We start from the raw sequence: 23,108 nt of genomic DNA on the forward strand, positions 1-23,108 counted from the left end.
GAGGAGCCCACCGGATATGAAGACGATCGACGACCTCCTGAACGAGGGACAGGTCGCGGGCCAGCGGGTGTTCGTCCGCGCCGACCTGAATGTGCCGCTTTCGGGCGCCACCATCACCGACGACGGCCGGATCCGCGCCGCCGTCCCGACCATCACCAAGCTCGCCGCCGCGGGCGCCAGGGTGATCGTCGCCTCACACCTGGGCCGCCCCAAGGGCGCGCCCGACCCGCAGTTCTCGCTCGCGCCGGTCGCCGCGCGGCTCGGCGAACTGCTCGGCGCGGAGGTCGCGTTCGCGGCCGACACCGTCGGGGACAGTGCGCAGTCGGCCGTCGCGGGCCTGGCCGACGGCGGAGTGGTACTGCTGGAGAACCTGCGGTTCAACGCGGGCGAGACCGCGAAGGACGACGCCGAGCGCGGCGCCTTCGCCGACCAGCTCGCGTCGCTCGCGGACGTGTACGTCGGTGACGGCTTCGGCGCCGTGCACCGCAAGCACGCCTCCGTGTTCGACCTCCCGGCGCGGCTCCCGCACGCCGCGGGCGGCCTGATCGCCACCGAGGTCGACGTGCTGAAGAAGCTCACCTCCGACGTGCAGCGGCCGTACGCGGTCGTGCTCGGCGGGGCGAAGGTCTCCGACAAGCTCGGTGTCATCGACCACCTGCTGGAGAAGGCCGACCGGATCCTGATCGGCGGCGGGATGGTCTTCACCTTCCTCAAGGCCCAGGGCCACGAGGTCGGCAGGAGCATGCTCCAGGAGGACCAGATCCCGGTCGTCCAGGAGTACCTCAAGCGCGCCGAGGCCAAGGGCGTGGAGTTCGTGCTGCCGGTCGACGTCGTCGCCGCGGGCGCCTTCCCCGACCTCAAGACGCAGGCGCCGACGAACCCGCTCACCGTGGACGTGGACGCCATCCCGGCCGATGTGATGGGCCTGGACATCGGCCCGAAGTCCAGCGCGCTCTTCGCCTCGAAGCTCGCCGACGCGGCCACCGTGTTCTGGAACGGCCCGATGGGCGTATTCGAGCACCCCGACTACGCCGAGGGCACCCGCGCGGTCGCCCGGGCCCTTATCGACAGCCCCGCGTTCACCGTGGTCGGCGGCGGTGACTCGGCCGCGGCCGTGCGCATCCTCGGCTTCGACGAGAACGCTTTCGGCCACATCTCGACCGGTGGCGGCGCCAGCCTCGAATACCTCGAGGGCAAGACGCTCCCCGGCCTCGCCGCACTGGAGGACTGACCCAGCATGAGCACCCGTACCCCGCTGATGGCGGGCAACTGGAAGATGAACCTCAACCACCTCGAGGCCATCGCGCACGTCCAGAAGCTGTCCTTTGCGCTCACCGACAAGGACTACGACACGGTCGAGGTCGCCGTCCTGCCGCCCTTCACCGACCTGCGTTCGGTGCAGACCCTGGTCGACGGCGACAAGCTGAAGATCAAGTACGGCGCCCAGGACCTCTCCGCGTACGACTCGGGCGCGTACACCGGTGAGATCTCCGGTCCGATGCTCGCCAAGCTGAAGTGCACGTATGTGGCCATCGGCCACAGCGAGCGCCGCCAGTACCACGGTGAGGACGAGCCGCTCCTCAACGCCAAGGTCAGGGCCGCGTACCGGCACGGCCTCACGCCGATTCTGTGCGTCGGCGAGGGCCTGGACGTCCGCAAGGCCGGACAGCAGGTCCCGCACACCCTCGCCCAGCTCGACGGCGCGCTGAAGGACATCCCGGCCGAGCAGGCCGGGACGATCGTCATCGCCTATGAGCCGGTGTGGGCGATCGGCACCGGCGAGGTCGCCACACCCGAGGACGCGCAGGAGGTCTGCGGTGCCATCCGCGGCCGGCTGGCCGAGCTGTACAGCCAGGAGCTGGCCGAAAAGGTCCGTATCCAGTACGGCGGCTCGGTCAAGTCCGGAAACGTCGCGGCGATCATGGCGCAGCCGGACGTGGACGGCGCCCTGATCGGCGGCGCGGCGCTCGACGCGGAGGAGTTCGTCAAGATCGTCCGCTTCCGCGACCAGTAGGGCCGGCACGCGGTGGGCCGACCCGGCCCGCACGAAGTACCCTGTCGGGGCCGGACCGGCGCATTGGCGCCCGGTTCGGCCCCGCGCCGTCGTTCGTAGTCGAGAGAGTTGGTCCAGCCGTGGTTCTCGGGTTCTCCATCGCCCTCATCATCTTCAGTCTGCTGCTCCTGCTGCTGGTGCTGATGCACAAGGGGAAGGGCGGCGGCCTCTCGGACATGTTCGGTGGTGGCATGCAGTCCTCCGTCGGCGGCTCCTCGGTGGCCGAACGCAACCTCGACCGCATCACCGTGGTGATCGGTCTGTTGTGGTTTACGTGCATTGTCGTACTTGGCCTGGTGCTGAAGTTCCAGAAGTAACACCGGTGGCGTACTCCCGTGAGTCCAGGGAGAACTGACGCCTCGTCGCAAACGCGGCTTATCATGGGAGGGCGTCCTACGGGGCTGGGTACATCACCTGCCACTGGACGGCACGTAAGGTCTCCGTAAACTGGGCGACCTCGCAGCACCATCACGCAGGGAGTTACGACCGTGGCAAGTGGCAACGCGATCCGTGGCAGTCGGGTCGGAGCGGGGCCGATGGGAGAGGCCGAGCGCGGCGAGTCCGCGCCACGCCTCCGCATCTCCTTCTGGTGCTCGAACGGGCACGAGACCCAGCCGAGTTTCGCCAGCGACGCGCAGATCCCGGAGACCTGGGACTGCCCGCGCTGTGGTTTCCCGGCAGGGCAGGACGAGGAGAACCCGCCGGCGCCGCCGCGGACCGAGCCGTACAAGACGCACCTGGCCTATGTGCGGGAGCGGCGCAGCGCGGCCGACGGCGAGGCGATTCTCGCCGAAGCGCTCGCGAAGCTCCGCGGCGAGATCTGAGCGATCTCACCGCGTACGGCGCGCGCGGACATCGCCCTCATTCGCCGGCCGGAAGCCGCCCGGCGAATGAGGGCATTTCTCTGTCGGCGTCTCCGGTCCGAGTACCCTGCGGAAGCGGCTGACAGTAGCCTGGGAAGTGCCGGTGGGACCCGGACATCCGGGGGAGCTCGGAACGGATCACATCGGTGATCAAAACGGCTCCCCCCGGCCCGGACCCTTGTTCCGGGGTGAATCCATCAACCACCATCCAAGACGATGAACGAAATCCACAGCCGACCCCTGGTGGTCGGCATCGACGCCGGTGGCACCCGGACCCGCGCCTACCTCGCCGAGGCGGAGGGTGACGCGGACGGCAGGGTGCTCGGTACCGGTGCGGGCGGCCCCGGCAACGCGCTGAGCGTGGACCGGTCCGCCCTGACCAGGCATCTGGCGGACGCGATCAGGGCCGCCGTCCCGGAGGGCCGCCGTACCGACGTCGTGGCCGTCGTCGGCGGCTTCGCGGGCGCCGCGAACGGCGCGGGCCCCGAGGCCGGCCGCGACCTGGCCCGCTCCTGCCTGCGGGCCGCGCTCGACGGGCACGGCATCCGCACCCCGCGCATCGCGGTCTGCGGCGACCTCGAGGTGGCCTTCGCCTCGGCGCCCGGCACCCCGCCCGACGGGCTGGTGCTCATCGCCGGTACGGGAGCCGTCGCGGCCCGCGTCGAGAAGCACCGCAAGACCGTCACCGCGGACGGCTACGGTTGGCTCCTCGGCGACGACGGCAGCGGCTTCTGGCTGGGCCGCGAGGTCGCGCTCGCGGTGCTGCGCGCACTGGACGGCCGGGGCTCGTGGACCTCGCTGGTCGAGGCGGTCGCCGCGCACTACCTGGGCAACCCGGGCGGCCCGTACCTGGCGACGCAGCGGCCCGGACGGCACGATCGGGAGGTGCTGCGGGCCCGGATCATCCCCCGGGTGTACGCCGACACGCCGCTCGCGATGGCCCGGCTGAGCCCGCTGGCGGTCACCGCCGAAGAGGACGGCGACGAGGTCGCCACCGCCCTGCTCGACGCCGCCGCGGACGAGCTGGCCGCCACCGTCGAAGCCCTGGAACCGCGCGAGGGTGAGCCACTGGTGGCCGCCGGCGGCCTGCTCGGCCCGCACGGGCCGCTGCTGGGACGGGTCACCGCCCGCGCCGAGACGATGGGCCTGCGGGTGCTCCCGGTGCGGGACGGCGGGGCGGGGGCGCTGGCGCTGGCCCGGCTGCGGCTCCGGGGTATTGACGTGGACTAGTCCACTGGTTCATTGTTTCAGCGATCCGATGCCGCTGTGAATTGAGCCGAAGGGGAATCCGGCCATGCCCGGACCAGAGCCGCACCAGTCCGGCGCCGCCCGGTTCGCCGACCTCGCCCTGGCCGCCATCGACCGCGCGATCGGAGCCAACACCGACTCCGTCGCCGCCGCGGCCCGCCTCGTCGCCGACAGCGTCGCCGCCAACGGTGTCATCCACGCCTTCGGCACCGGGCACTCGCAGGCCACCGCGCTGGAGATCGCCGGGCGGGCCGGCGGCCTCGTCCCGACCAGCCGCATCGGCCTGTCCGATCTCGTGCTGCGCGGCGGCGAGGACCGCTCGGTCCTCGCCGACCCGCTGCTGGAACGCTCCCCGGGCCTGGCCAAACGGCTCTACGAACTGGCCACCCCGCAGCCGCAGGACCTCTTCGTGATCATCTCCAACTCGGGGGTCAACAACTCCATCGTCGACATGGCGATGCGGGTCAAGGAGTCCGGCCACCGGCTGATCGCCCTCACCTCCCTGGAACACACCCACGCGGTGCCCGCGCTCCACAGCAGCGGCAAGCGGCTCGCCGATCTCGCCGACGCGGTGCTCGACAACTGCGCGCCGGCCGGCGACGCGCTGCTGCCGATGCCGGGCGGCGGTGCGCTGTGCGGTGTCTCCACCATCACCTCTGCCCTGCTGATCCAGATGATCGTGGCCGAAGCAGTCGGCATTCTGGCCGCAGAGGGGCATGAGCCGCCGGTCTACATCTCGGCCAACCTGCCGGGCGGATTCGAGCACAACGCCGTACTGGAGGCCCGCTACGAGGGCAGGCTGAACCGCGGAGGGTTCTAGGATCCGCGGCGGGTTTCTAGATGCGGGCCTCCCTCGGCCGGTGCCTGTCCGGAGCCGGTAGCCGGCTGGCCAACTGCGGTGTCAGTGGCCGCCGCTACGGTTCCAGGACGAGATCACATCCTGGCCCGAGGGGGAGCTTTGACCGCGAGTGACAGTGATCTGCGGCCGGTCGCAGAAGCCGCCGTGCCGTCCTGGCGCGGAGGCTTCGGCCGGCTGTGGAGCGCCGCGGTGGTCTCGCGGCTCGGGGACGGTCTGCGGGCCGCGGCACTGCCGTTGTTCGCCGTGGGCCTCACCGACTCACCGATACTCGTCTCGCTGGTCACGGCCGCCGGATTCCTGCCGTGGATCCTGTTCGGTCTGCTCGGCGGCGCCATCGCCGACCGGGTGGACCAGCGGCGCGCCATGTGGGCGGTCGACGCGGCGCGCTGTGCGCTGATGGCCGGCTTCACCCTCGCCGTCGGGCTGGACGAAGTGAGCATCGCGCTGCTGCTGGTGCTCGCGTTCGTCCTGACGACGATGCAGACCCTCTTCGACAACGCCGCGACCGCGCTGCTGCCGTCCGTGGTCCCCACCGCGGGCCTCGGCCGCGCCAACGCGCGGCTGATGACCGGGCAGACCATCGCCGGCACCTTCCTGGGCGCCCCTCTGGTGCCCGTGCTGCTCGGCCTCTCCGCGGCCCTGCCGTTCGCGGCGGACGCCGCCACCTATCTGATCGCGGCGGCGCTGGTCGCCTCCATACGGATGCCCCCGCGCGAGCGTGCCCCGCGCGCGGCGGGCCGGACCCTGCGGCAGGACATCGCCGAGGGCATCAGGACGCTGTGGCGGGACCGGGTCCTGCGGTCGCTCTGCACGGCCAACACCATCGTCAACACCGGTGTGGGCGCGCTCATCGCCACCCTGGTCCTGCACGTCACCGGATGGCTGCACGCCGGGCATGCCGGGTACGCGGCCGTGCTCACGGCCTACGGCGCCGGGAGCGTTGCCGGCGGCCTGGCGGCCGGCCGGATCTCCGAACTCCTGGGCCGGATCAGGGCGCTGGTGCTCGGACTGCTGTTCCAGACCGGCGCCCTGGCCGTCCTCGGCACCGTGCGCTCGCTGCCCGTCGCGGTCGGCGTCATGGCGGTCTTCGGCGCCGTGGGGATGCTGTGGAACGTCAACGAGGTCACCCTCGTACAGGAGCGGACGCCTCCCGCCCTGCTCGGGCGGGTCAGCGCCGCCAACCGCACTCTGTCCATCGCCGGTGCACCGCTCGGCGCCCTGCTCGGCGGCGCCGTGGCGACGGCCTGGGGGCTGAACACCCCGGCGCTGGCCGCCGCCGCACTCTTCGCCTGCGGGGTGATCGCGCTCCTACCGGCCGTCATCAATTAGTTTGGACCTATGTCCGACACCAATACGCACGGCCGTTCCCGTCTCGACCAGTTGCCCGAATGGCACGCCCTGGGCAAACACCGCGAAGAGCTGGGGGAGGTACACCTGCGCGATCTGTTCGCCGAGGATCCGCAGCGCGGCGACCGGTACACCCTGCAGGTCGGTGACCTGTACCTGGACTACTCCAAGCACCTGGTGACCGACGAGACGCTGCGGCTGCTGCGCGAGTTGGCGGCGTCGAGCGGTGTCGCCGAGCTGCGCGACGCGATGTTCCGCGGCCAGCGGATCAATGTCACCGAGGACCGCGCGGTACTGCACACCGCGCTGCGCGCACCGCGCTCCGCCGTCATCAAGCTCGACGGCCACGACGTGGTACCCGCCGTCCACGCGGTCCTCAGCAAGATGTCGCTGTTCAGTGACCATGTCCGCTCCGGCGGGTGGACCGGCCACACCGGCAAGCGCATCACCTCCATCGTCAACATCGGCATCGGCGGCTCCGATCTGGGCCCGGCGATGGCGTACGAGGTGCTGCGCCCGTACACCGACCGCGGGCTGCGGTTCCGCTTCGTGTCCAACGTCGACGGCGCGGACCTGCACGAGGCCCTGCGCGATCTGGACCCTGCCGAGACGCTCTTCATCATCGCCTCGAAGACGTTCACCACCATCGAGACCATCACCAACGCCACCTCCGCCCGCGACTGGCTGCTGACGGGACTGGGCGCAGACGCCTCTGCCGTCGCCAAGCACTTCGTCGCGCTGTCCACCAACGCGGAGAAGGTCACCGAGTTCGGCATCGACCCGGCGAACATGTTCGAGTTCTGGGACTGGGTCGGCGGCCGGTACTCCTTCGACTCGGCGATCGGCCTGTCGCTGATGCTCGCCATCGGCCCGGACCACTTCCGCGAGATGCTGGCCGGCTTCCATTTGGTGGACGAGCACTTCCGCTGCGCCCCGCCGGAGGAGAACGTCCCGCTGCTGCTCGGCCTGCTGGGCGTCTGGTACGGCGGTTTCCACGACGCGCAGTCGCACGCGGTCCTCCCGTACAGCCACTACCTGTCGAAGTTCACCGCGTATCTGCAGCAGCTGGACATGGAGTCCAACGGCAAGTCCGTGGACCGGCAGGGCAATCCGGTCGGCTGGCAGACCGGCCCGGTCGTCTGGGGTACTCCGGGCACCAACGGCCAGCACGCGTATTACCAACTGCTGCACCAGGGCACCAAGGTCATCCCCGCCGACTTCATCGGCTTCGCCCGGCCGATCGGTGAACTCGGCCCGCTCGCGGACCAGCACGATCTGCTGATGGCCAACTTCTTCGCGCAGACCCAGGCGCTGGCCTTCGGCAAGACCCCGGAAGAGGTCGCCGCGGAGGGTGTGCCCGCGGAGCTGGTGCCGCACAAGACGTTCCGCGGCAACCACCCGACGACCACCATCCTGGCCACCGAACTGAGCCCGTCGGTGCTCGGCCAGCTGATCGCCCTCTACGAGCACAAGGTGTTCGTTCAGGGCGCCGTGTGGAACATCGACTCCTTCGACCAGTGGGGCGTCGAACTGGGCAAGGTCCTCGCCAAGCGGATCGAGCCCGCGCTCACCGACGGGGCCGATGTGCCCGGCCTCGACGGATCCACCACCGCGCTCGTCGCCCGCTACCGGACCCTCCGGGGGCGATAGCCCCGGCGCCGTGACCGGCCGGAGTACGACGATGGCCGGCCCCGATCGGGGGCCGGCCATCGTCATTCCGTCGTCAGGCGGACGACGGCGGGTACAACTGGGGCGGCAGCTTCGCGGCCGCCGCCCGGTCCAGCAGCCACAGCGTCCGGCTGCGGCCGCGCGCGCCGGCGGCCGGCGCCTGTATCTCGCCCGCGCCGGACAGTGCCATCGCGACCGCGTTGGCCTTGTCCTCGCCCGCCGCGAGCAGCCACACCTCGCGCGCCGCGCGGATCGCCGGAAGGGTCAGCGAAATCCGGGTCGGCGGCGGCTTGGGCGCGCCGTGCACCCCCACCACCGTCCGCTCCGTCTCCCGTACCGCCGGATGCTCAGGGAACAGCGACGCGACATGGGTGTCAGGGCCGACACCCAGCATCAGCACATCGAACGTCGGCACCGGACCGTGGTCCTCGGGCCCGGAGGCCTTGGCGAGTTCGGCCGCGTAGCCGGCCGCCGCGGCGTCGACGTCACGGCCGTGGGGGCCGTCGGACGCGGGCATGGCGTGCACCCGCGCCGGATCGAGCGGCACCGAGCCGAGCAGGATCTCGCGGGCCTGGGTGACATTGCGCTCGGGATCACCGTCCCGTTCGAACCGCTCGTCACCCCACCACAGGTCCAGACGCGCCCAGTCCACGGCGTCACGGGCCGGGGACCCGGCCACCGCGGCGAGCAGCCCGTTGCCGTTGCGCCCGCCCGTCAGCACCACCGAAGCGGAGCCGCGGGCGGCCTGGGCGTCCACGATCTTCGTGATCAGCCGGGCCGCCGCGGCCTTCGCCATCAGCTCCTTGTCCCGGTGGACGACGACCTGCGGCACGGTCATGTGGAGGTCGCCGTCTTCTTGGCCTCCGCGGCCTTCTTCGCCGGTGCGGCCTTCTTGGCGGGAGCGGCCTTCGCATCCGCCGCGGCCCCGGCGGACGTGGCGCCGCCCTTCGCCGGGGTAATCAGCTCGACCGACTCGACCGGGTCTTCCGAATCCTTGTTCCCGGCATCGGTCAGCCGGCCGACCCCGAACTTCACCGTCGACTTGTAGATGTCGTCCGGGTCCAGCCGGCGCAGCTCCTCGGCGATCAGCTCGGAGGTCTCCCGCCGCTTGAGCGCCACATGCCGGTCCGGCTGGCCCGGCATGGCCAGTTCGGCCAGCAAGCCGTCGGCCCGGTCCAGCCGGATCTCGCCGTCGGCGGTGGCCAGCTGGACGCCGGTGATGCCGGGTCCGTCCGAGACCTTGCGCTCCACCGAGATCTTGAGCCGGTCGGCGAGCCACAGCGCGAGCAGTTCCGTGCTCGGGTTGTAGGCCTCGCCTTCCACCGACGCGGAGACGATCTTGGAGTGCTTCTGGTCCAGGGCCGCCGCCAGCATGCTGCGCCACGGGGTGATCCGGGTCCAGGCCAGGTCCGTGTCGCCGGGCGAGTACGCGGCGGCGCGCTGGCCGAGCGCGGTCACCGGGTCCTCGGCCGCGGCGGCGTCGGTGATCCGGCGCTGACCGAGGCGGCCCAGCGGGTCCTCGGCCGGCTTCGCGGGGGACTCCTCGGGCCACCACACCACGACCGGGGCGTCCGGCAGCAGCAGCGGTAGCACCACGGACTCGGCGTGGTTGGCGAGTTCGCCGTGCATGCGCAGCACGACGGTCTCGCCGGTGCCGGAGTCGGAGCCGACCAGCACCTCGGCGTCCAGCCGAGCCCTCGCGCGGTCGCGCGGCGAGCGGCCGGGCCGCTTGATGACGGCCAGGATCCGCGACGGGTGCTCCCGGGAGGCGTCACTGGCCGCCTTGAGGGCGTCGTAGGCGCTGCCCTCGTCGGTGACGATGACCAGGGTGAGCACCATGCCGACGGCCGGAGTGCCGATGGCGCGGCGGGCCTCGATGAGCCCGGCGTTGATACGGGACGACGTGGTGTCCGTCAGATCGATCCTCATGGCCGGCGCCAGCTCCTACCGTCTCGTGCGAGCATCTCGTCCGCCTCCACCGGTCCCCAGGTGCCCGCCGCGTACTGGGCGGGCTTGCCGTGGGTGTCCCAGTACTTCTCGATCGGGTCGAGAATGTCCCAGCACAGCTCGACCTCCTGGTGGCGGGGGAAGAGGTTGGCATCGCCGAGCAGCACATCGAGGATGAGCCGCTCGTACGCCTCGGGGCTGGACTCCGTGAAGGACTCGCCGTAGGCGAAGTCCATCGTGACGTCCCGGACCTCCATCGAGGTGCCGGGCACCTTCGACCCGAAGCGCACCGTCACGCCCTCGTCCGGCTGCACCCGGATGACCAGAGCGTTCTGCCCCAGCTCCTCGGTGGACCCGGCCTCGAAGGGCAGATACGGGGCGCGCTTGAAGACCACCGCGATCTCGGTGACACGGCGGCCGAGCCGCTTGCCGGTGCGCAGATAGAAGGGGACTCCGGCCCAGCGGCGGTTGTTGATCTCCAGCTTGACCGCCGCGAAGGTGTCGGTCTTCGACTTGGGGTCGATGCCCTCTTCCTCCAGGTAGCCGACGACTTCCTCGCCGCCCTGCCAGGCGTGCGCGTACTGGCCTCGTACCGTGTGGGCGCCCAGGTCCTTGGGCAGCTCCACGGCGCCGAGCACCTTGAGCTTCTCGGCGACCAGTGCCTTCGGGTGGAAGGAGCCGGGCTCCTCCATCGCGGTCAGCGCGAGCAGCTGCAGCAGGTGGTTCTGGATGACGTCACGGGCCGCGCCGATGCCGTCGTAGTACCCGGCCCGGCCGCCGATGCCGATGTCCTCGGCCATCGTGATCTGCACATGGTCGACGTACGACCGGTTCCAGATCGGCTCGAACATGGTGTTGGCGAAGCGCAGCGCCAGGATGTTCTGGACCGTCTCCTTGCCCAGGTAGTGGTCGATCCTGAAGACCTCGTTGGGCGGGAAGACGTCGTGCACGAGCTGGTTGAGCTCCTGCGCGCTCTCCAGGTTGTGGCCGAACGGCTTCTCGATGACCGCGCGCCGCCAGGAGTCGCCCTGTCCCTCGGACAGTCCGTGCTTCTTCAGCTGCTGCACGACATTGGGGAAGAACTTAGGCGGTACGGAGAGGTAGAAGGCGAAGTTGCCGCCGGTGCCGCGCGCCTTGTCGAGTTCGTTGATCGTCGACTTCAGCTTCTCGAAGGCGGTGTCGTCGTCGAACTCGCCCTGCACGAAGCGGCAGCCCTCGGCGAGCTGCTGCCAGACCTCCTCGCGGAAGGGCGTACGGGCGTGCTCCTTGACCGCGTCGTGGACTTCCTGTGCGAAGTCCTCGTCCTCCCAGCTCCTGCGGGCGAAGCCGATGAGCGCGAAGCCCGGTGGCAGCAGGCCGCGGTTGGCCAGGTCGTACACGGCAGGCATCAACTTTTTACGGGACAAATCGCCCGTGACGCCGAAAATGACCAGGCCGGACGGCCCCGCAATACGCGGGAGCCGCCGGTCCTGTGCGTCACGCAGCGGATTGCTGCTGGTCAACTCATGCCTCCACGGGCGTCTGACGCTTGAGTACCGCCGAAGTGGAATCCAGCAACTCGTTCCAGGAGGCCGCGAACTTCTCGACGCCTTCGTCCTCGAGAACCTGCACCACGTCGTCGTACGGGATACCGAGGCCCGCCAGCGCGTCGAGCTCGGCCTGGGCCTGCTCGTACGTGCCGCGGATGGTGTCGCCGGTGACCTCGCCGTGGTCGGCGGTGGCCTCCATGGTGGCTTCCGGCATGGTGTTGACGGTGTTCGGGGCGACCAGCTCGGTCACGTAGAGCGTGTCCGGGTAGGCCGGGTCCTTGACCCCGGTCGAGGCCCACAGCGGGCGCTGCTTGTTCGCGCCCGACTTCTCCAGCGCGTTCCAGCGGTCCGAACCGAAGACCTCTTCGTACGCCTGGTAGGCGAGCCGGGCGTTGGCCAGCGCGGCCTTGCCCTTGAGCGCCTTGGCCTCGTCGCTGCCGATCTTGTCCAGGCGCTTGTCGATCTCGCTGTCCACGCGGGACACGAAGAAGGACGCGACGGAGTGGATCTGCGAGAGATCCATGCCCGCGGCCTTGGCCTTCTCCAGACCGGCCAGGTAGGCGTCCATGACCTCGCGGTAGCGCTGCAGCGAGAAGATCAGCGTGACGTTCACGCTGATGCCCCGGCCGATGACCTCGGTGATCGCGGGCAGGCCCGCCTTGGTCGCCGGGATCTTGATGAGGGTGTTCGGCCGGTCGACGAGCCAGGCGAGTTGCTTGGCCTCGGCGATGGTGGCCGGGGTGTTGTGGGCCAGCCGCGGGTCGACCTCGATGGAGACCCGGCCGTCCTGGCCCTCGGTGCGGTCGAAGACCGGCCGCAGGATGTCGGCGGCGTCACGGACGTCCGCCGTGGTGATCATGCGGAGGGCCTCTTCGACCGTGACCTTGCGAACCGCCAGATCCGTCAGCTGCTGCTCGTAGCCGTCGCCGCCGGCGATCGCCTTCTGGAAGATCGACGGGTTGGTGGTGACGCCCACGACATGCTGCTGATCGATCAGCTCGGCCAGGTTGCCCGACGTGATCCGCTTGCGGGACAGGTCGTCCAGCCAGATCGCGACGCCTTCGTCGGAGAGGCGCTTGAGTGCGTCTGTCATGGAAATTACATCTCCTACTGGTCGGGTGCGGGTCGTCAGCGGGTGGCCTTGGCCACGGCCTCGATGGACTGCCGGGCGGCATTGGCGACGGCGTCGGCCGTGAAACCGAACTCACGGAACAGGACCTTGGCGTCGGCCGAGGCACCGAAGTGCTCCAGGCTGACGATCCGGCCGTGATCGCCGGTGTAGCGGTGCCAGGTCAGACCGATACCGGCCTCGACCGCGACACGTGCCTTGACGTCCGGCAACAGCACGCTGTCGCGGTACGCCATGTCCTGCTCCTCGAACCACTCGACGGACGGCATCGAGACGACACGCGTCGGGATGCCGTCGGCCTGGAGCGCCTCGCGGGCCTCGACGGCCAGCTGCACCTCGGAGCCGGTGGCGATGAGAATCACCTGCGGACGGCCGCCCTCGGCGTCGAACAGCACATAGCCGCCCTTGGCCGCGTGCTCGTTCGCCGCGTAGGTCGGCACACCCTGGCGGGTCAGCGCCAGACCGTGCGGAGCGGGCTTGGAAGCATGCCGCTTGAGGATCTCGCGCCAGGCGATCGCGGTCTCGTTCGCGTCGGCCGGGCGGACGATGTTCAGGCCCGGGATCGCGCGCAGTACGGAGAGGTGCTCGACCGGCTGGTGGGTCGGGCCGTCCTCGCCGAGACCGACGGAGTCGTGCGTCCACACGTACGTGACGGGCAGCCCCATGAGCGCGGCCAGCCGGACGGCGGGGCGCATGTAGTCGGAGAACACCAGAAAGGTGCCGCCGTAGATGCGGGTGTTGCCGTGCAGCGCGATGCCGTTCATCGTCGAGCCCATGGCGTGCTCACGGATGCCGTAGTGCACCGTGCGCCCGTACGGGTTCGCGCCCGGCAGCGGGTTGCCCACCGGGAGGAAGGACGAGCCGCTGTCGATCGTGGTGTTGTTGGAGCCCGCGAGGTCGGCCGAGCCGCCCCACAGCTCCGGTACGACCGCGCCGAGCGCCTGCAGGACCTTGCCGGAGGCGGCGCGGGTCGCGAGGCTCTTGCCGGTCTCGAAGGAGGGCAGCGCCTTCTCCCAGCCGTCGGGCAGCTCACCCGAGGCGATCCGGTCGAACTCTGCCGCGCGCTCCTGGTTGGCGTCGCGCCACTCCTGGAACCGCTTGCCCCAGACGGCGTGCGCCTCGCGGCCGCGGTTGGCGACCTGGCGGGCGTGCGACAGCACCACGTCGTCGATCTCGAAGGTCTGCCCGGGGTCGAAGCCCAGCACCCTCTTGGTCGCGGCGACCTCGTCGCCACCCAGGGCCGAGCCGTGCGCGGCCTCGGTGTTCTGCGCGTGCGGGGCCGGCCAGGCGATGATCGAGCGGGCCGCGATGAACGAGGGCCGCTCCGTCTCGGCCTTGGCCGCCTTCAGCGCCTCGTACAGGCCCTGCGGATCCAGGTCGCCGTTGGGCAGCTGCTCGACGCGCTGGACGTGCCAGCCGTACGCCTCGTAGCGCTTGAGAGTGTCCTCGCTGACCGCGGTCTCGGTGTCGCCCTCGATGGAGATGTGGTTGTCGTCCCACAGCAGTACGACATTGCCGAGCTTCTGGTGGCCCGCGAGCGAGGACGCCTCACCGGAGACACCCTCCTGCAGGCAGCCGTCGCCGGCGATGATCCAGACGGTGTGATCGAACGGGGAGCTGCCCGCCGCCGCGTCCGGATCGAACAGGCCGCGCTCGTAGCGGGCCGCCATCGCCATGCCGACACCGTTGGCGATGCCCTGGCCGAGCGGCCCGGTCGTCGTCTCCACGCCGACCGTGTGGCCGTGCTCCGGGTGGCCCGGGGTCTTGCTGCCCCAGGTGCGGAAGCCCTTGAGGTCATCCAGTTCCAGGCCGTAGCCGGACAGGTAGAGCTGGATGTAGAGGGTCAGGCTGGAGTGGCCGGCGGAGAGGACGAAACGGTCGCGTCCGGTCCAGTCGGGATCCGACGGATCGTGTCGCATCACCTTCTGGAACAGCAGGTACGAGGCGGGCGCGAGGGCCATGGCCGTGCCGGGATGGCCGTTGCCGACCTTCTGCACGGAATCCATGGCCAGGACGCGAGCGGTGTCCACGGCCCGCTGGTCCAGATCGGTCCACTCAAGGTCTGTGGTGGTCGGCTTGCTGGTCACCCTGGTTCAGGGCTCCTCTCCACATGTCGGAATACCGGTGACGTGGCGCCTGCCCGGCGTTGCCGAGCCTACCGCCGCAAGGGCGTGCACTTTTCGAGCGCCCTGTTCGACGCTTCGGGCTCCGCTTCGGTCTCCGTTTCAGGCTCCGTCTCAGGCTCTGTTTCGGGCAACCAGGACCGGCGCACGGGCATTCCCGGCATCCCGGGATAGTGACAGCCTGCCCCGGCCCGGCCGCGTTCGCCTCCTGAACGCACGGGAAATGTCCGGTGGCAACACGGGTCACCCCCCGGGGCGGGCGGACTATTCCGTACGTCTACAGTGGCGTGGTACGCGCAAGACTTACCGGACCTTCACGTCTGGGACCGGGACTTGCTGGACTTAATCCTCTCCAGGGGTGTTTGTGACGGCCGTCGAATCCCGACCCGCAGGGGTCATCGGGACGAGCCCCGGACAGCGGCCGTTCGCGGCTCGTGTCATGGCGTTCGTGGCGCTGACCAAGCCACGCATCATCGAGCTGCTGCTCATCACCACGGTTCCGGTGATGTTCCTCGCGGCGGGTGGCGTCCCTGATCTGTGGCTGGTGCTGACGACCGTCGTGGGCGGTTATCTGTCGGCGGGCGGTGCCAACGCGCTCAACATGTACATCGACCGCGACATCGACGCGCTGATGCACCGCACCGAGATGCGTCCGCTGGTGACCGGCATGGTGTCGCCGCTCGAGGGGCTGATCTTCGGCATCGCGCTCTCGGTGGTCTCGACGGTCTGGTTCGCGGTCCTGGTGAACCCGCTCTCGGCGGCGCTGTCGCTGACCGCCATCCTCTTCTATGTGTTCGTGTACACCCTCGGCCTCAAGCGCCGTACCGCGCAGAACATCGTGTGGGGCGGCATCGCGGGCTGTATGCCGGTCTTCATCGGCTGGTCCGCGGTGACGAACTCGGTCTCCTGGTCCGCGCTGGTGCTCTTCCTGGTGATCTTCTTCTGGACGCCGCCGCACTACTGGCCGCTGTCGATGAAGGTCAAGGACGACTACGAGCGGGTGGGCGTGCCCATGCTCCCGGTCGTGGCCGGCAACCTGGTGGTCGCACGCCAGATCGTCATCTACAGCTGGGTGATGGTGATCGTCTCGCTGGCCCTGTGGTGGCCGCTGGGCGAGACGTCCTGGCTGTACCCGGTGGCGGCGGTGCTGCTCGGCGCGATGTGGCTCAAGGAGGCGCACGGGCTGTACAGCCGGGCGAAGGCCGGGGTCAGCGGTGTGAAGCTCAAGGAGATGCGGCTGTTCCACTGGTCCATCACCTATCTGACGCTGCTCTTCGTCGTCGTCGCCGTGGATCCTTTCCTTCACTGATTGCTGACGCTGACTATTGACGTTGACTACTGACGTTCTGATTACTGACGGGTAGCATCTGCGTCATGGCTGAGACCGCAGAGAGCACCGTGGAAGAGACCCCGAAGGCGGACCCGCGCGCCGAGCGCCGCACCGCCAGGCTGGCGAAGCAGATCAACGCCTTCGCCAAGAGCCACGGGGGCGGCGCCGAGGCCAACCTCGCCTACATCGGCGAGACCGGCACCCGGATCGTCCTGGTCGGCGAGAACGGCGAGTGGGGCGACCTGGTGGCCCCCACGTACGCCATGGCCCAGGCGGCCGTCGAGCGGGCCGGCATCACCGTTCACGAGGACTTCGACGGCGAATTCGCCGCCAAGCTGCGCACCGGCCCGTACGAGTGGTCGCGGATGGCCGGAATCCAGCTCGGCGGTCCCAGCAACACCTGACGCCCCGCCCGCCCGTTAGGGACCATGGGAAATGGTCCCGGCGGGCGGCGCGAGGAGTCAGTGATGCTGGAGCTGCCACCTTTGGTCGACGCGCACTGCCACGGGGTGGTCCCCGGCGAGATCGGCCTCGGCTCGTTCGAGGCGCACCTTCCCGGGGCCGCCGCGCCCGGCACCACGCTCTTCGACAGCCGCACCGGCTTCGCCCTGCGCCGTTGGTGCCCGCCCCTGCTGGACCTGGAACCGCACTGCACCCCCGCACGCTATCTGGCGGGACGCCGGCAGCTGGGCACGTACGAGGCCACCCGGCGGCTGCTGCGCGGCACCGGCATCGGCACCTATCTGGTGGACACCGCCGTGGATGCCGCGTCGTCCTCGGATGCCACGTCGCCCTTGGACGCCTCGGATGCCGTGGCCGCGGCGCTGCCCCGTGATCTCACCGCGCCCAGGGAACTGGGCGCGGCCGGAGCCGCCGCGGCGTACGAGATCGTCCGGCTGGAACCACTGGCGCAGCAGGTCGCCGACACCTCGGGGACCGTCGGGGCGTTCCTCGCCAACGTGGCCGAGGCGGTGCACGGAGCGGCACGGACGGCTGTCGCCTTCTCCGCGGCCGGTGCCTGGCCGCCCGGACTCCCCGCGGGACCGCCCGAGCCCGGACCGGTGCGGCGCGCGGCCGGGGCGTGGCTGGCGAACCGGCCGGCCGGCGGACGGCTCACCGACCCCGTACTCCTGAGCCATCTGGTGTGGAACGCCGTCGCGACCGGCCTGCCGCTGCAGATCCGCGGCCCCGCGGGCGCCGACCCGCTGCTGCTCACCGGCTTTCTGCGCGCCACCACCGGGCTGGGCACCGATGTGGTGCTGCTGCACGGAATCCCGGACCACCGGCACACCGCGCGGCTGGCGGCCACCTTTCCGCACGTCTACGCGGACATCGGCTCCGCGTCCGCCGCGCCCGGGGTCATGGCGGAGGTGCTGGAACTGGCGCCCTTCGGCAAGGTGCTCTTCTCCACCGGCGCGTACGCGCTGCCCGAGCTGTACGTGACCGGGGTGCGGTTCTTCCGCGAGGCGCTGGACCGGCTGGTCACCGAGCGGGTCACCGCCGGAGCCTGGACACCGCCGGACGCGCGGCGCGTGGCCGCGATGGTCGCCGGGGGCAACGCGCGGCGCGTGTACGGACTGCGGGCTCCGTCAGACGGCGGAGGCCACGGCTGACCCGGACTGCGCCGGGCCCGGGATACCGGGCTGGGCGTGCGGGCGCTCGCGCATCGACAGTGCGACCCGCACCACCCCGATCCAGATCAGCGCCGAGCCCAGCATGTGCAGCCCGACCAGCACCTCCGGCAGATGCGTGAAGTACTGCACATAGCCGATGACGCCCTGTGCGAGCAGGACGAGGAACAGATCCCGGGTGCGGGCCCTGGGCCCCGCGGGGGCGTCCACGGCACGCAGCAGGAACCACAGCGCGAGCGTGAGGGCCACGACGACCCAGGCCAGATCCGCGTGCAGCTGCGCGAGCGACTTCCAGTCGAGCGGGATCCGGTGGACCTTGTCGGAGTCGCCCGGATGAGGCCCGGCGCCCGACACGATCGTGCCGGCCGCGATCAGTGCCGCGCTCGCGCCGGTCAGCACCCAGCCCAGCTGCCGCACGGGAGCGCCGACCAGCGGGCGGGGCTCGGTGTCGCCCTCCCGGGCACGCTGCCACATCAGCACCGCGACCGTGATGAGCGCGACGGAGAGCAGGAAGTGCGTGGAGACGACGTAGGGGTTCAGGTGGGTGAGCACCGTGAGCCCGCCCCATACCGCGTTGCCCATCACGACCCAGAATTGCGCCCAGCCGAGCCGGGTGAGGCTGCGCCGGCGCGGGTTCGCGGAGCGCGTGGCTACGATCGCCCAGCCGACCGCCGCGCACAGCACGTACGTCAGCATGCGGTTGGTGACTTCGATCGTGTGGTGGATGCCCATCGCGCTGGTGCCCAGGAGGCTGTCGCCGTTGCAGGTGGGCCAGGTCGGGCAGCCGAGACCCGATCCCGTCAGCCGCACCGCGCCGCCGGTGACCACGATGATCACCGACATGACCAGGGCGGACGTCGTCGCCCGGCGGACCGTCACCGCGGACGGGGTCCAGCGGGCGGCGATGTAGGCGAGGGGGTTTCGCATGACTTCGGGCAACTTCGGCACGCGCCCATCGTAGGCGGCAGCTTGTGCACGCTTTCACGAGGGGGTCCCGGTGCGTCGCTGCCGACCACGGCGCGGCCGCGTTCATCGCCGCCGGCTCGCACGACAAGACGTTCGCCCGCTTCGTCGACTGCATCATGCCGCACGGCTGAGGGGGGCATGATGCAGTCGCGCCACTCCCACCGGCCGCGTCATTCCCACTTGAAGAAACGGGCCGCCGCGCCCAGCCCCAGCACGGCCCAGACCGCCAGGATCCCCAGGTCGCCCCAGGGCAGGCCCGCGCCGTGCTGCAGTACGTCCCGCAGGCCGTCCGACAGAGCCGAGACCGGCAGCAGCCGCAGCACGTCCTGCGCCGCGCCCGGGAATCTGTCGAGCGGCACGATGACGCCGCCGCCGACCAGCAGCAGCAGGAAGACCAGGTTCGCGGCGGCGAGCGTCGCCTCCGCCTTCAGCGTTCCGGCCATCAGCAGGCCGAGCCCGGAGAAGGCCGCGGTACCGAGGACGAGCAGCAGCAGGACGGACAGCGGGTTTCCGTGCGGCGACCAGCCGAGCGCGAACGCGATCACCGTCAGCAGCACGATCTGCAGCATCTCGGTGACCAGCACGGTGCCCGTCTTCGCGGTCATCAGCGCCCAGCGCGGCAGCGGCGAGGCGCCGAGCCGCTTCAGGACGCCGTAGCGCCGCTCGAAGCCGCTGGCGATCGCCTGGCCGGTGAACGCGGTGGACAGCACGGCGAGCGCCAGGATGCCGGGGGCCAGGAAGTCGACGGCCTTGCCCGCGCCCGTATCGACGATCGAGACGGCGCTGAACAGTACGAGCAGCAGCGCCGGGATCACGATGGTCAGCAGCAGCTGCTCACCGTTGCGCAGCAGCATCCGCGTCTCGAACGCCGTCTGCGCGCGGATCATCCTGGAAAGCGGCGCCGCGCCCGGGTCCGGAGTGAATATTCCCGCGGTGTCGCGCGCCGAATTCCCCATGATGCCCTCTGCCGAATTCCCCACGGTGCCCTCTGCCGTCGTCACGCGCGCAGCTCCTTGCCGGTCAGGTCGAGGAATACGTCCTCCAGGGTGCGGCGCTCGACCGCCAGTCGGTCCGGCATGACGCCCTGCTGCGCGCACCAGGAGGTGACGGTGGCGAGCAGCTGGGGATCGACGGCGCCCTCTATCCGGTAGCTGCCCGCCGTCAGCTCGGCCGCCGCGGTGCCGTCGGGCAGCGCCTTGAGCAGCGAGACGAGGTCGAGGCCGGGGCGGCCGGTGAAGCGCAGGGTGTTCTCGGCGCCGCCCCGGCACAGCTCCTCCGGCGTGCCGTGCGCGATGGCCCGGCCGTGGTCGATGATCACGACCTGGTCGGCGAGCTGTTCCGCCTCGTCCATGAAGTGGGTGGTGAGCACGACGGTCACACCGTCGGCGCGCAGCTCCCGTACGAGATCCCAGGTGGCGCGGCGGGCCTGCGGGTCGAGCCCGGCTGTCGGTTCGTCCAGGAACACCAGCTCGGGCCGGCCGACCACGGCCATGGCGAGCGCGAGCCGCTGCTGCTGCCCGCCCGACAGCCGCCGGTAGGGGGTGCGGCCGCAGGATTCCAGGCCGAGCCGCTCGATGAGCAGCGCGGGGTCCACGGGCCGCGCGTGCAGCGCGGCGGTGTGCCGCAGCATCTCCTCGGCGCGCGCGCCGGGGTACACGCCGCCGGACTGCAGCATCACGCCGATGCGCGGCCGCAGCGTGGCGCCCTGGGTGGCCGGGTCGAGGCCCAGCACCCGAATGGCCCCGGCGTCGGGGCGCCGGTATCCCTCGCAGGTTTCGATGGTGGTGGTCTTCCCCGCGCCGTTCGGCCCGAGCACGGCGGTCACCGAGCCGCTCGCCACGGACAGGTCCAGGCCGTCCACCGCTGTTTTGTCGCCGTATCGCTTGACCAGGCCGACGATTTCGACCGCCGGTCCGACCGCCGATGGCTGACTGGTGCTGCCGCTTCGCATGCCTGCGAGTCTAAGGATCGCCGGGCCCCGCCCGGCACCCGCCCATCGACAGGGCATGGGAAACGATCTTGGAGAAGATCTTGGATTACCAATTCCGCAGGTGAACTTAGGTTTACCTAAGTGACGAACTCCACCGGGGGTCCGCTCCGGCATGGGTTGCCGGGGCCCGATGAATTACGCAACAATGAAGTTGTGAAAAACGTCGGCGCGTCCCAGGAGGAGCAGGCGACCGGGGAGCGGAGTACCCGCAACCGGGTCGCCCGGTCGATCCTGGACCACGGCGCCTCGACCACCGCCGATCTGGCGGAGCGGCTCGGCCTCACCCAGGCCGCCGTCCGCCGCCACCTGGACCATCTCGTCGCTGAGAACATCGTCGAGCCGCGTGAGCAGCGGGTCTACGGAGCACGCACCCGGGGACGCCCCGCCAAGGTCTTCTCACTCACCGACAGCGGACGCGACGCCTTCGACCAGGCGTACGACCAGATCGCGGCCGACGCACTGCGCTGGATCGCGAAGTCCGCGGGCGGCGGGGAGAAGGGCGATGCGGCTGTCACCGCGTTCGCCCGGGCCCGGGTCGCCGCGCAGGCCGACCGCTACCGCGCCACCGTCGAGGCGGCAGAACCCGCGCTGCGCACTCAGGCGCTCGCCAAGGCCCTGAGCGAGGACGGGTACGCTGCTACCACCCGCAGCGCCTCGGCCGTCGCAGGTCAGACGCGTGAGCCGGCCGGCGAGCAGCTCTGCCAGCACCACTGCCCGGTGGCGCACATCGCCGAGGAGTTCCCGCAGCTGTGTGAGGCGGAGGCCGAGGTCTTCTCCCACCTGCTCGGAACACACGTGCAGCGGCTGGCCACCATCGCCCACGGCGACGGAGTCTGCACGACGTACATCCCGCAGCACCCGCACCACCCGCAACCCAGTACCGCACCGAATACCGCACCAAGTACTGCAAGCACGGCTAATACCGCCAATACCGCAGTTGATATCGCATCCGCCAGTACGGCCGGGAGGAACCCCGCATGACTGCTCCCACGGAGACCACGCACCCGGAACTCGATGGGCTGGGCACGTACGAGTTCGGCTGGTCCGACTCTGACGCCGCCGGTACCAACGCCAGGCGTGGAATCAACGAGGATGTCGTGCGCGACATCTCCGCGAAGAAATCCGAGCCGGAGTGGATGCTGAAACTGCGGCTCAAGGGCCTGAAGCTGTTCGGCAAGAAGCCCATGCCGACCTGGGGCTCGGACCTGAGCGGCATTGATTTCGACAACATCAAGTATTTCGTGCGTTCCACCGAGAAGCAGGCCGCTTCCTGGGAGGACCTGCCCGAGGACATCAAGAACACCTACGACCGGCTGGGCATCCCGGAGGCCGAGAAGCAGCGCCTCGTCGCCGGCGTCGCCGCCCAGTACGAGTCCGAGGTCGTCTACCACCAGATCCGTGAGGACCTGGAGGAGCAGGGCGTCATCTTCCTCGACACCGACACGGCGCTCAAGCAGTACCCGGAGATGTTCCAGGAGTACTTCGGCACCGTCATTCCGGTGGGCGACAACAAGTTCGCCTCGCTGAACTCGGCCGTCTGGTCCGGCGGATCGTTCATCTACGTGCCCAAGGGCGTGCAGGTCGACATCCCGCTGCAGGCCTACTTCCGTATCAACACGGAGAACATGGGCCAGTTCGAGCGGACGCTGATCATCGTCGACGAGGACGCCTACGTCCACTACGTCGAGGGCTGCACCGCTCCGGTCTACTCCTCGGACTCGCTGCACAGCGCCGTGGTCGAGATCATCGTCAAGAAGGGCGGCCGCTGCCGCTACACGACCATCCAGAACTGGTCGAACAACGTCTACAACCTGGTCACCAAGCGCGCGGTCGCCTACGAAGGCGCCACGATGGAGTGGGTCGACGGCAACATCGGCTCCAAGGTGACCATGAAGTACCCGGCTGTCTACCTGATGGGTGAGCACGCCAAGGGCGAGACCCTGTCGATCGCCTTCGCGGGCGAGGGCCAGCACCAGGACGCCGGCGCGAAGATGGTGCACATGGCGCCGAACACGTCGTCCAACATCGTCTCGAAGTCGGTGGCGCGCGGCGGCGGCCGTACCTCCTACCGCGGTCTCATCGAGATCGGCGAGGGCGCGGCCGGATCCAAGTCCAATGTGCTCTGTGACGCCCTGCTCGTCGACACGATCTCCCGCTCGGACACGTACCCGTACGTGGACGTCCGTGAGGACGATGTGTCCATGGGCCACGAGGCGACCGTCTCCAAGGTCTCCGACGACCAGCTCTTCTACCTGATGAGCCGCGGCATGACCGAGTTCGAGGCCATGGCGATGATCGTGCGCGGCTTCGTGGAGCCGATCGCGCGCGAGCTCCCGATGGAGTACGCGCTGGAGCTGAACCGGCTGATCGAGCTGCAGATGGAGGGCTCCGTCGGCTAGTACGCACCCGTACTGGTACGTCCGCG

At 70.1% G+C, this 23,108-nt stretch carries 22 protein-coding genes; 14 read left to right on the forward strand and 8 right to left on the reverse strand.

What is annotated here, in order from left to right; translation table 11 throughout:
* Positions 1-16: 16 nt before the first annotated feature.
* The 8 genes from QMK24_RS29010 to pgi all read left to right on the forward strand — a co-directional run bounded on the left by QMK24_RS29010 (position 17) and on the right by pgi (position 8,020).
* A complete protein-coding gene (locus QMK24_RS29010) occupies positions 17-1,231 on the forward strand; it encodes a phosphoglycerate kinase (RefSeq protein WP_283469766.1) in 1,215 nt (404 codons plus the stop codon).
* 6 nt (positions 1,232-1,237) lie between these two features.
* Positions 1,238-2,014, forward strand: coding sequence for a triose-phosphate isomerase (tpiA, locus tag QMK24_RS29015; RefSeq protein WP_283469767.1), 777 nt, complete (start codon positions 1,238-1,240; stop codon positions 2,012-2,014).
* A 119-nt stretch (positions 2,015-2,133) separates the two neighbouring features.
* The gene (gene secG, locus QMK24_RS29020) at positions 2,134-2,370 is read left to right on the forward strand and encodes a preprotein translocase subunit SecG (RefSeq protein WP_269272348.1); all 237 of its coding nucleotides are present in this window, start codon (positions 2,134-2,136) and stop codon (positions 2,368-2,370) included.
* Positions 2,371-2,541: 171 nt separating this feature from the next.
* Positions 2,542-2,877 (forward strand): RNA polymerase-binding protein RbpA, encoded by a 336-nt coding sequence (locus QMK24_RS29025; RefSeq protein WP_073497103.1) that lies wholly within the window; start codon positions 2,542-2,544, stop codon positions 2,875-2,877.
* A gap of 255 nt (positions 2,878-3,132) precedes the next feature.
* Positions 3,133-4,146 (forward strand): N-acetylglucosamine kinase, encoded by a 1,014-nt coding sequence (locus QMK24_RS29030; protein WP_283469769.1) that lies wholly within the window; start codon positions 3,133-3,135, stop codon positions 4,144-4,146.
* Between the two features lie 64 nt (positions 4,147-4,210).
* Positions 4,211-4,984 (forward strand): sugar isomerase domain-containing protein, encoded by a 774-nt coding sequence (locus tag QMK24_RS29035; protein WP_283469770.1) that lies wholly within the window; start codon positions 4,211-4,213, stop codon positions 4,982-4,984.
* Between the two features lie 138 nt (positions 4,985-5,122).
* Positions 5,123-6,352: an MFS transporter gene (locus QMK24_RS29040; RefSeq protein WP_283469771.1), complete on the forward strand. Its 1,230-nt coding sequence runs from the start codon at positions 5,123-5,125 to the stop codon at positions 6,350-6,352.
* A 9-nt stretch (positions 6,353-6,361) separates the two neighbouring features.
* Positions 6,362-8,020: a glucose-6-phosphate isomerase gene (gene pgi, locus QMK24_RS29045; RefSeq protein ID WP_283469772.1), complete on the forward strand. Its 1,659-nt coding sequence runs from the start codon at positions 6,362-6,364 to the stop codon at positions 8,018-8,020.
* A gap of 73 nt (positions 8,021-8,093) precedes the next feature.
* Here the strand turns inward: pgi and pgl are convergent, their stop codons facing one another.
* The 5 genes from pgl to tkt are packed head-to-tail and all read right to left on the reverse strand — an operon-like array spanning position 8,094 to position 14,730.
* Positions 8,094-8,876 (reverse strand): 6-phosphogluconolactonase, encoded by a 783-nt coding sequence (gene pgl / locus QMK24_RS29050; RefSeq protein WP_283469773.1) that lies wholly within the window; start codon positions 8,874-8,876, stop codon positions 8,094-8,096.
* On the reverse strand, positions 8,873-9,967 hold the full coding sequence (gene opcA, locus QMK24_RS29055) for a glucose-6-phosphate dehydrogenase assembly protein OpcA (protein WP_283469774.1): 1,095 nt from the start codon (positions 9,965-9,967) through the stop codon (positions 8,873-8,875). Before opcA ends, pgl begins: the two co-directional genes overlap by 4 nt.
* Complete coding sequence (zwf, locus tag QMK24_RS29060; RefSeq protein ID WP_283469775.1) at positions 9,964-11,487, reverse strand: glucose-6-phosphate dehydrogenase; 1,524 nt, start codon at positions 11,485-11,487, stop codon at positions 9,964-9,966. Before zwf ends, opcA begins: the two co-directional genes overlap by 4 nt.
* A 1-nt stretch (position 11,488) precedes the next feature.
* Positions 11,489-12,607 (reverse strand): transaldolase, encoded by a 1,119-nt coding sequence (gene tal / locus QMK24_RS29065; RefSeq protein ID WP_283469776.1) that lies wholly within the window; start codon positions 12,605-12,607, stop codon positions 11,489-11,491.
* 35 nt (positions 12,608-12,642) lie between these two features.
* Positions 12,643-14,730: a transketolase gene (gene tkt, locus QMK24_RS29070; protein WP_283469777.1), complete on the reverse strand. Its 2,088-nt coding sequence runs from the start codon at positions 14,728-14,730 to the stop codon at positions 12,643-12,645.
* A gap of 400 nt (positions 14,731-15,130) precedes the next feature.
* Here tkt and QMK24_RS29075 point away from each other — a divergent pair, with 400 nt between their 5' ends.
* The 3 genes from QMK24_RS29075 to QMK24_RS29085 all read left to right on the forward strand — a co-directional run bounded on the left by QMK24_RS29075 (position 15,131) and on the right by QMK24_RS29085 (position 17,709).
* Positions 15,131-16,075: a heme o synthase gene (locus tag QMK24_RS29075; RefSeq protein WP_283469778.1), complete on the forward strand. Its 945-nt coding sequence runs from the start codon at positions 15,131-15,133 to the stop codon at positions 16,073-16,075.
* A gap of 65 nt (positions 16,076-16,140) precedes the next feature.
* Positions 16,141-16,500 carry a hypothetical protein gene (locus tag QMK24_RS29080; RefSeq protein WP_283469779.1) on the forward strand — a complete coding sequence of 120 codons (360 nt, stop codon included), beginning with the start codon at positions 16,141-16,143 and terminating at the stop codon, positions 16,498-16,500.
* 63 nt (positions 16,501-16,563) lie between these two features.
* A complete protein-coding gene (locus QMK24_RS29085; RefSeq protein WP_283469780.1) occupies positions 16,564-17,709 on the forward strand; it encodes an amidohydrolase family protein in 1,146 nt (381 codons plus the stop codon).
* On the opposite strand, the gene QMK24_RS29090 is transcribed toward QMK24_RS29085, so the two are convergent.
* Positions 17,686-18,654, reverse strand: coding sequence for a COX15/CtaA family protein (locus QMK24_RS29090; RefSeq protein ID WP_283469807.1), 969 nt, complete (start codon positions 18,652-18,654; stop codon positions 17,686-17,688). The two genes, QMK24_RS29085 and QMK24_RS29090, sit on opposite strands and share 24 nt — an antisense overlap.
* A gap of 44 nt (positions 18,655-18,698) precedes the next feature.
* On the opposite strand from QMK24_RS29090, the gene QMK24_RS29095 reads away from it, so the two are divergent.
* The gene (locus tag QMK24_RS29095; protein ID WP_283469781.1) at positions 18,699-18,824 is read left to right on the forward strand and encodes a hypothetical protein; all 126 of its coding nucleotides are present in this window, start codon (positions 18,699-18,701) and stop codon (positions 18,822-18,824) included.
* A 39-nt stretch (positions 18,825-18,863) separates the two neighbouring features.
* Here the strand turns inward: QMK24_RS29095 and QMK24_RS29100 are convergent, their stop codons facing one another.
* Together QMK24_RS29100 and QMK24_RS29105 are read right to left on the reverse strand one after the other, a co-directional pair.
* Positions 18,864-19,649, reverse strand: coding sequence for an ABC transporter permease (locus tag QMK24_RS29100; protein ID WP_283469808.1), 786 nt, complete (start codon positions 19,647-19,649; stop codon positions 18,864-18,866).
* A 41-nt stretch (positions 19,650-19,690) separates the two neighbouring features.
* Positions 19,691-20,644: an ABC transporter ATP-binding protein gene (locus QMK24_RS29105; RefSeq protein WP_283469782.1), complete on the reverse strand. Its 954-nt coding sequence runs from the start codon at positions 20,642-20,644 to the stop codon at positions 19,691-19,693.
* Between the two features lie 192 nt (positions 20,645-20,836).
* On the opposite strand from QMK24_RS29105, the gene QMK24_RS29110 reads away from it, so the two are divergent.
* Both QMK24_RS29110 and sufB read left to right on the forward strand, forming a co-directional pair.
* Positions 20,837-21,664 carry a helix-turn-helix transcriptional regulator gene (locus QMK24_RS29110; protein WP_283469783.1) on the forward strand — a complete coding sequence of 276 codons (828 nt, stop codon included), beginning with the start codon at positions 20,837-20,839 and terminating at the stop codon, positions 21,662-21,664.
* On the forward strand, positions 21,661-23,082 hold the full coding sequence (gene sufB, locus QMK24_RS29115; protein WP_283469784.1) for a Fe-S cluster assembly protein SufB: 1,422 nt from the start codon (positions 21,661-21,663) through the stop codon (positions 23,080-23,082). Before QMK24_RS29110 ends, sufB begins: the two co-directional genes overlap by 4 nt.
* Positions 23,083-23,108 lie beyond the last annotated feature (26 nt).

The sequence above is a fragment of the Streptomyces sp. PH10-H1 genome (assembly GCF_030063355.1).
In the GTDB taxonomy this organism is placed as follows: Bacteria; Actinomycetota; Actinomycetes; order Streptomycetales; family Streptomycetaceae; genus Actinacidiphila.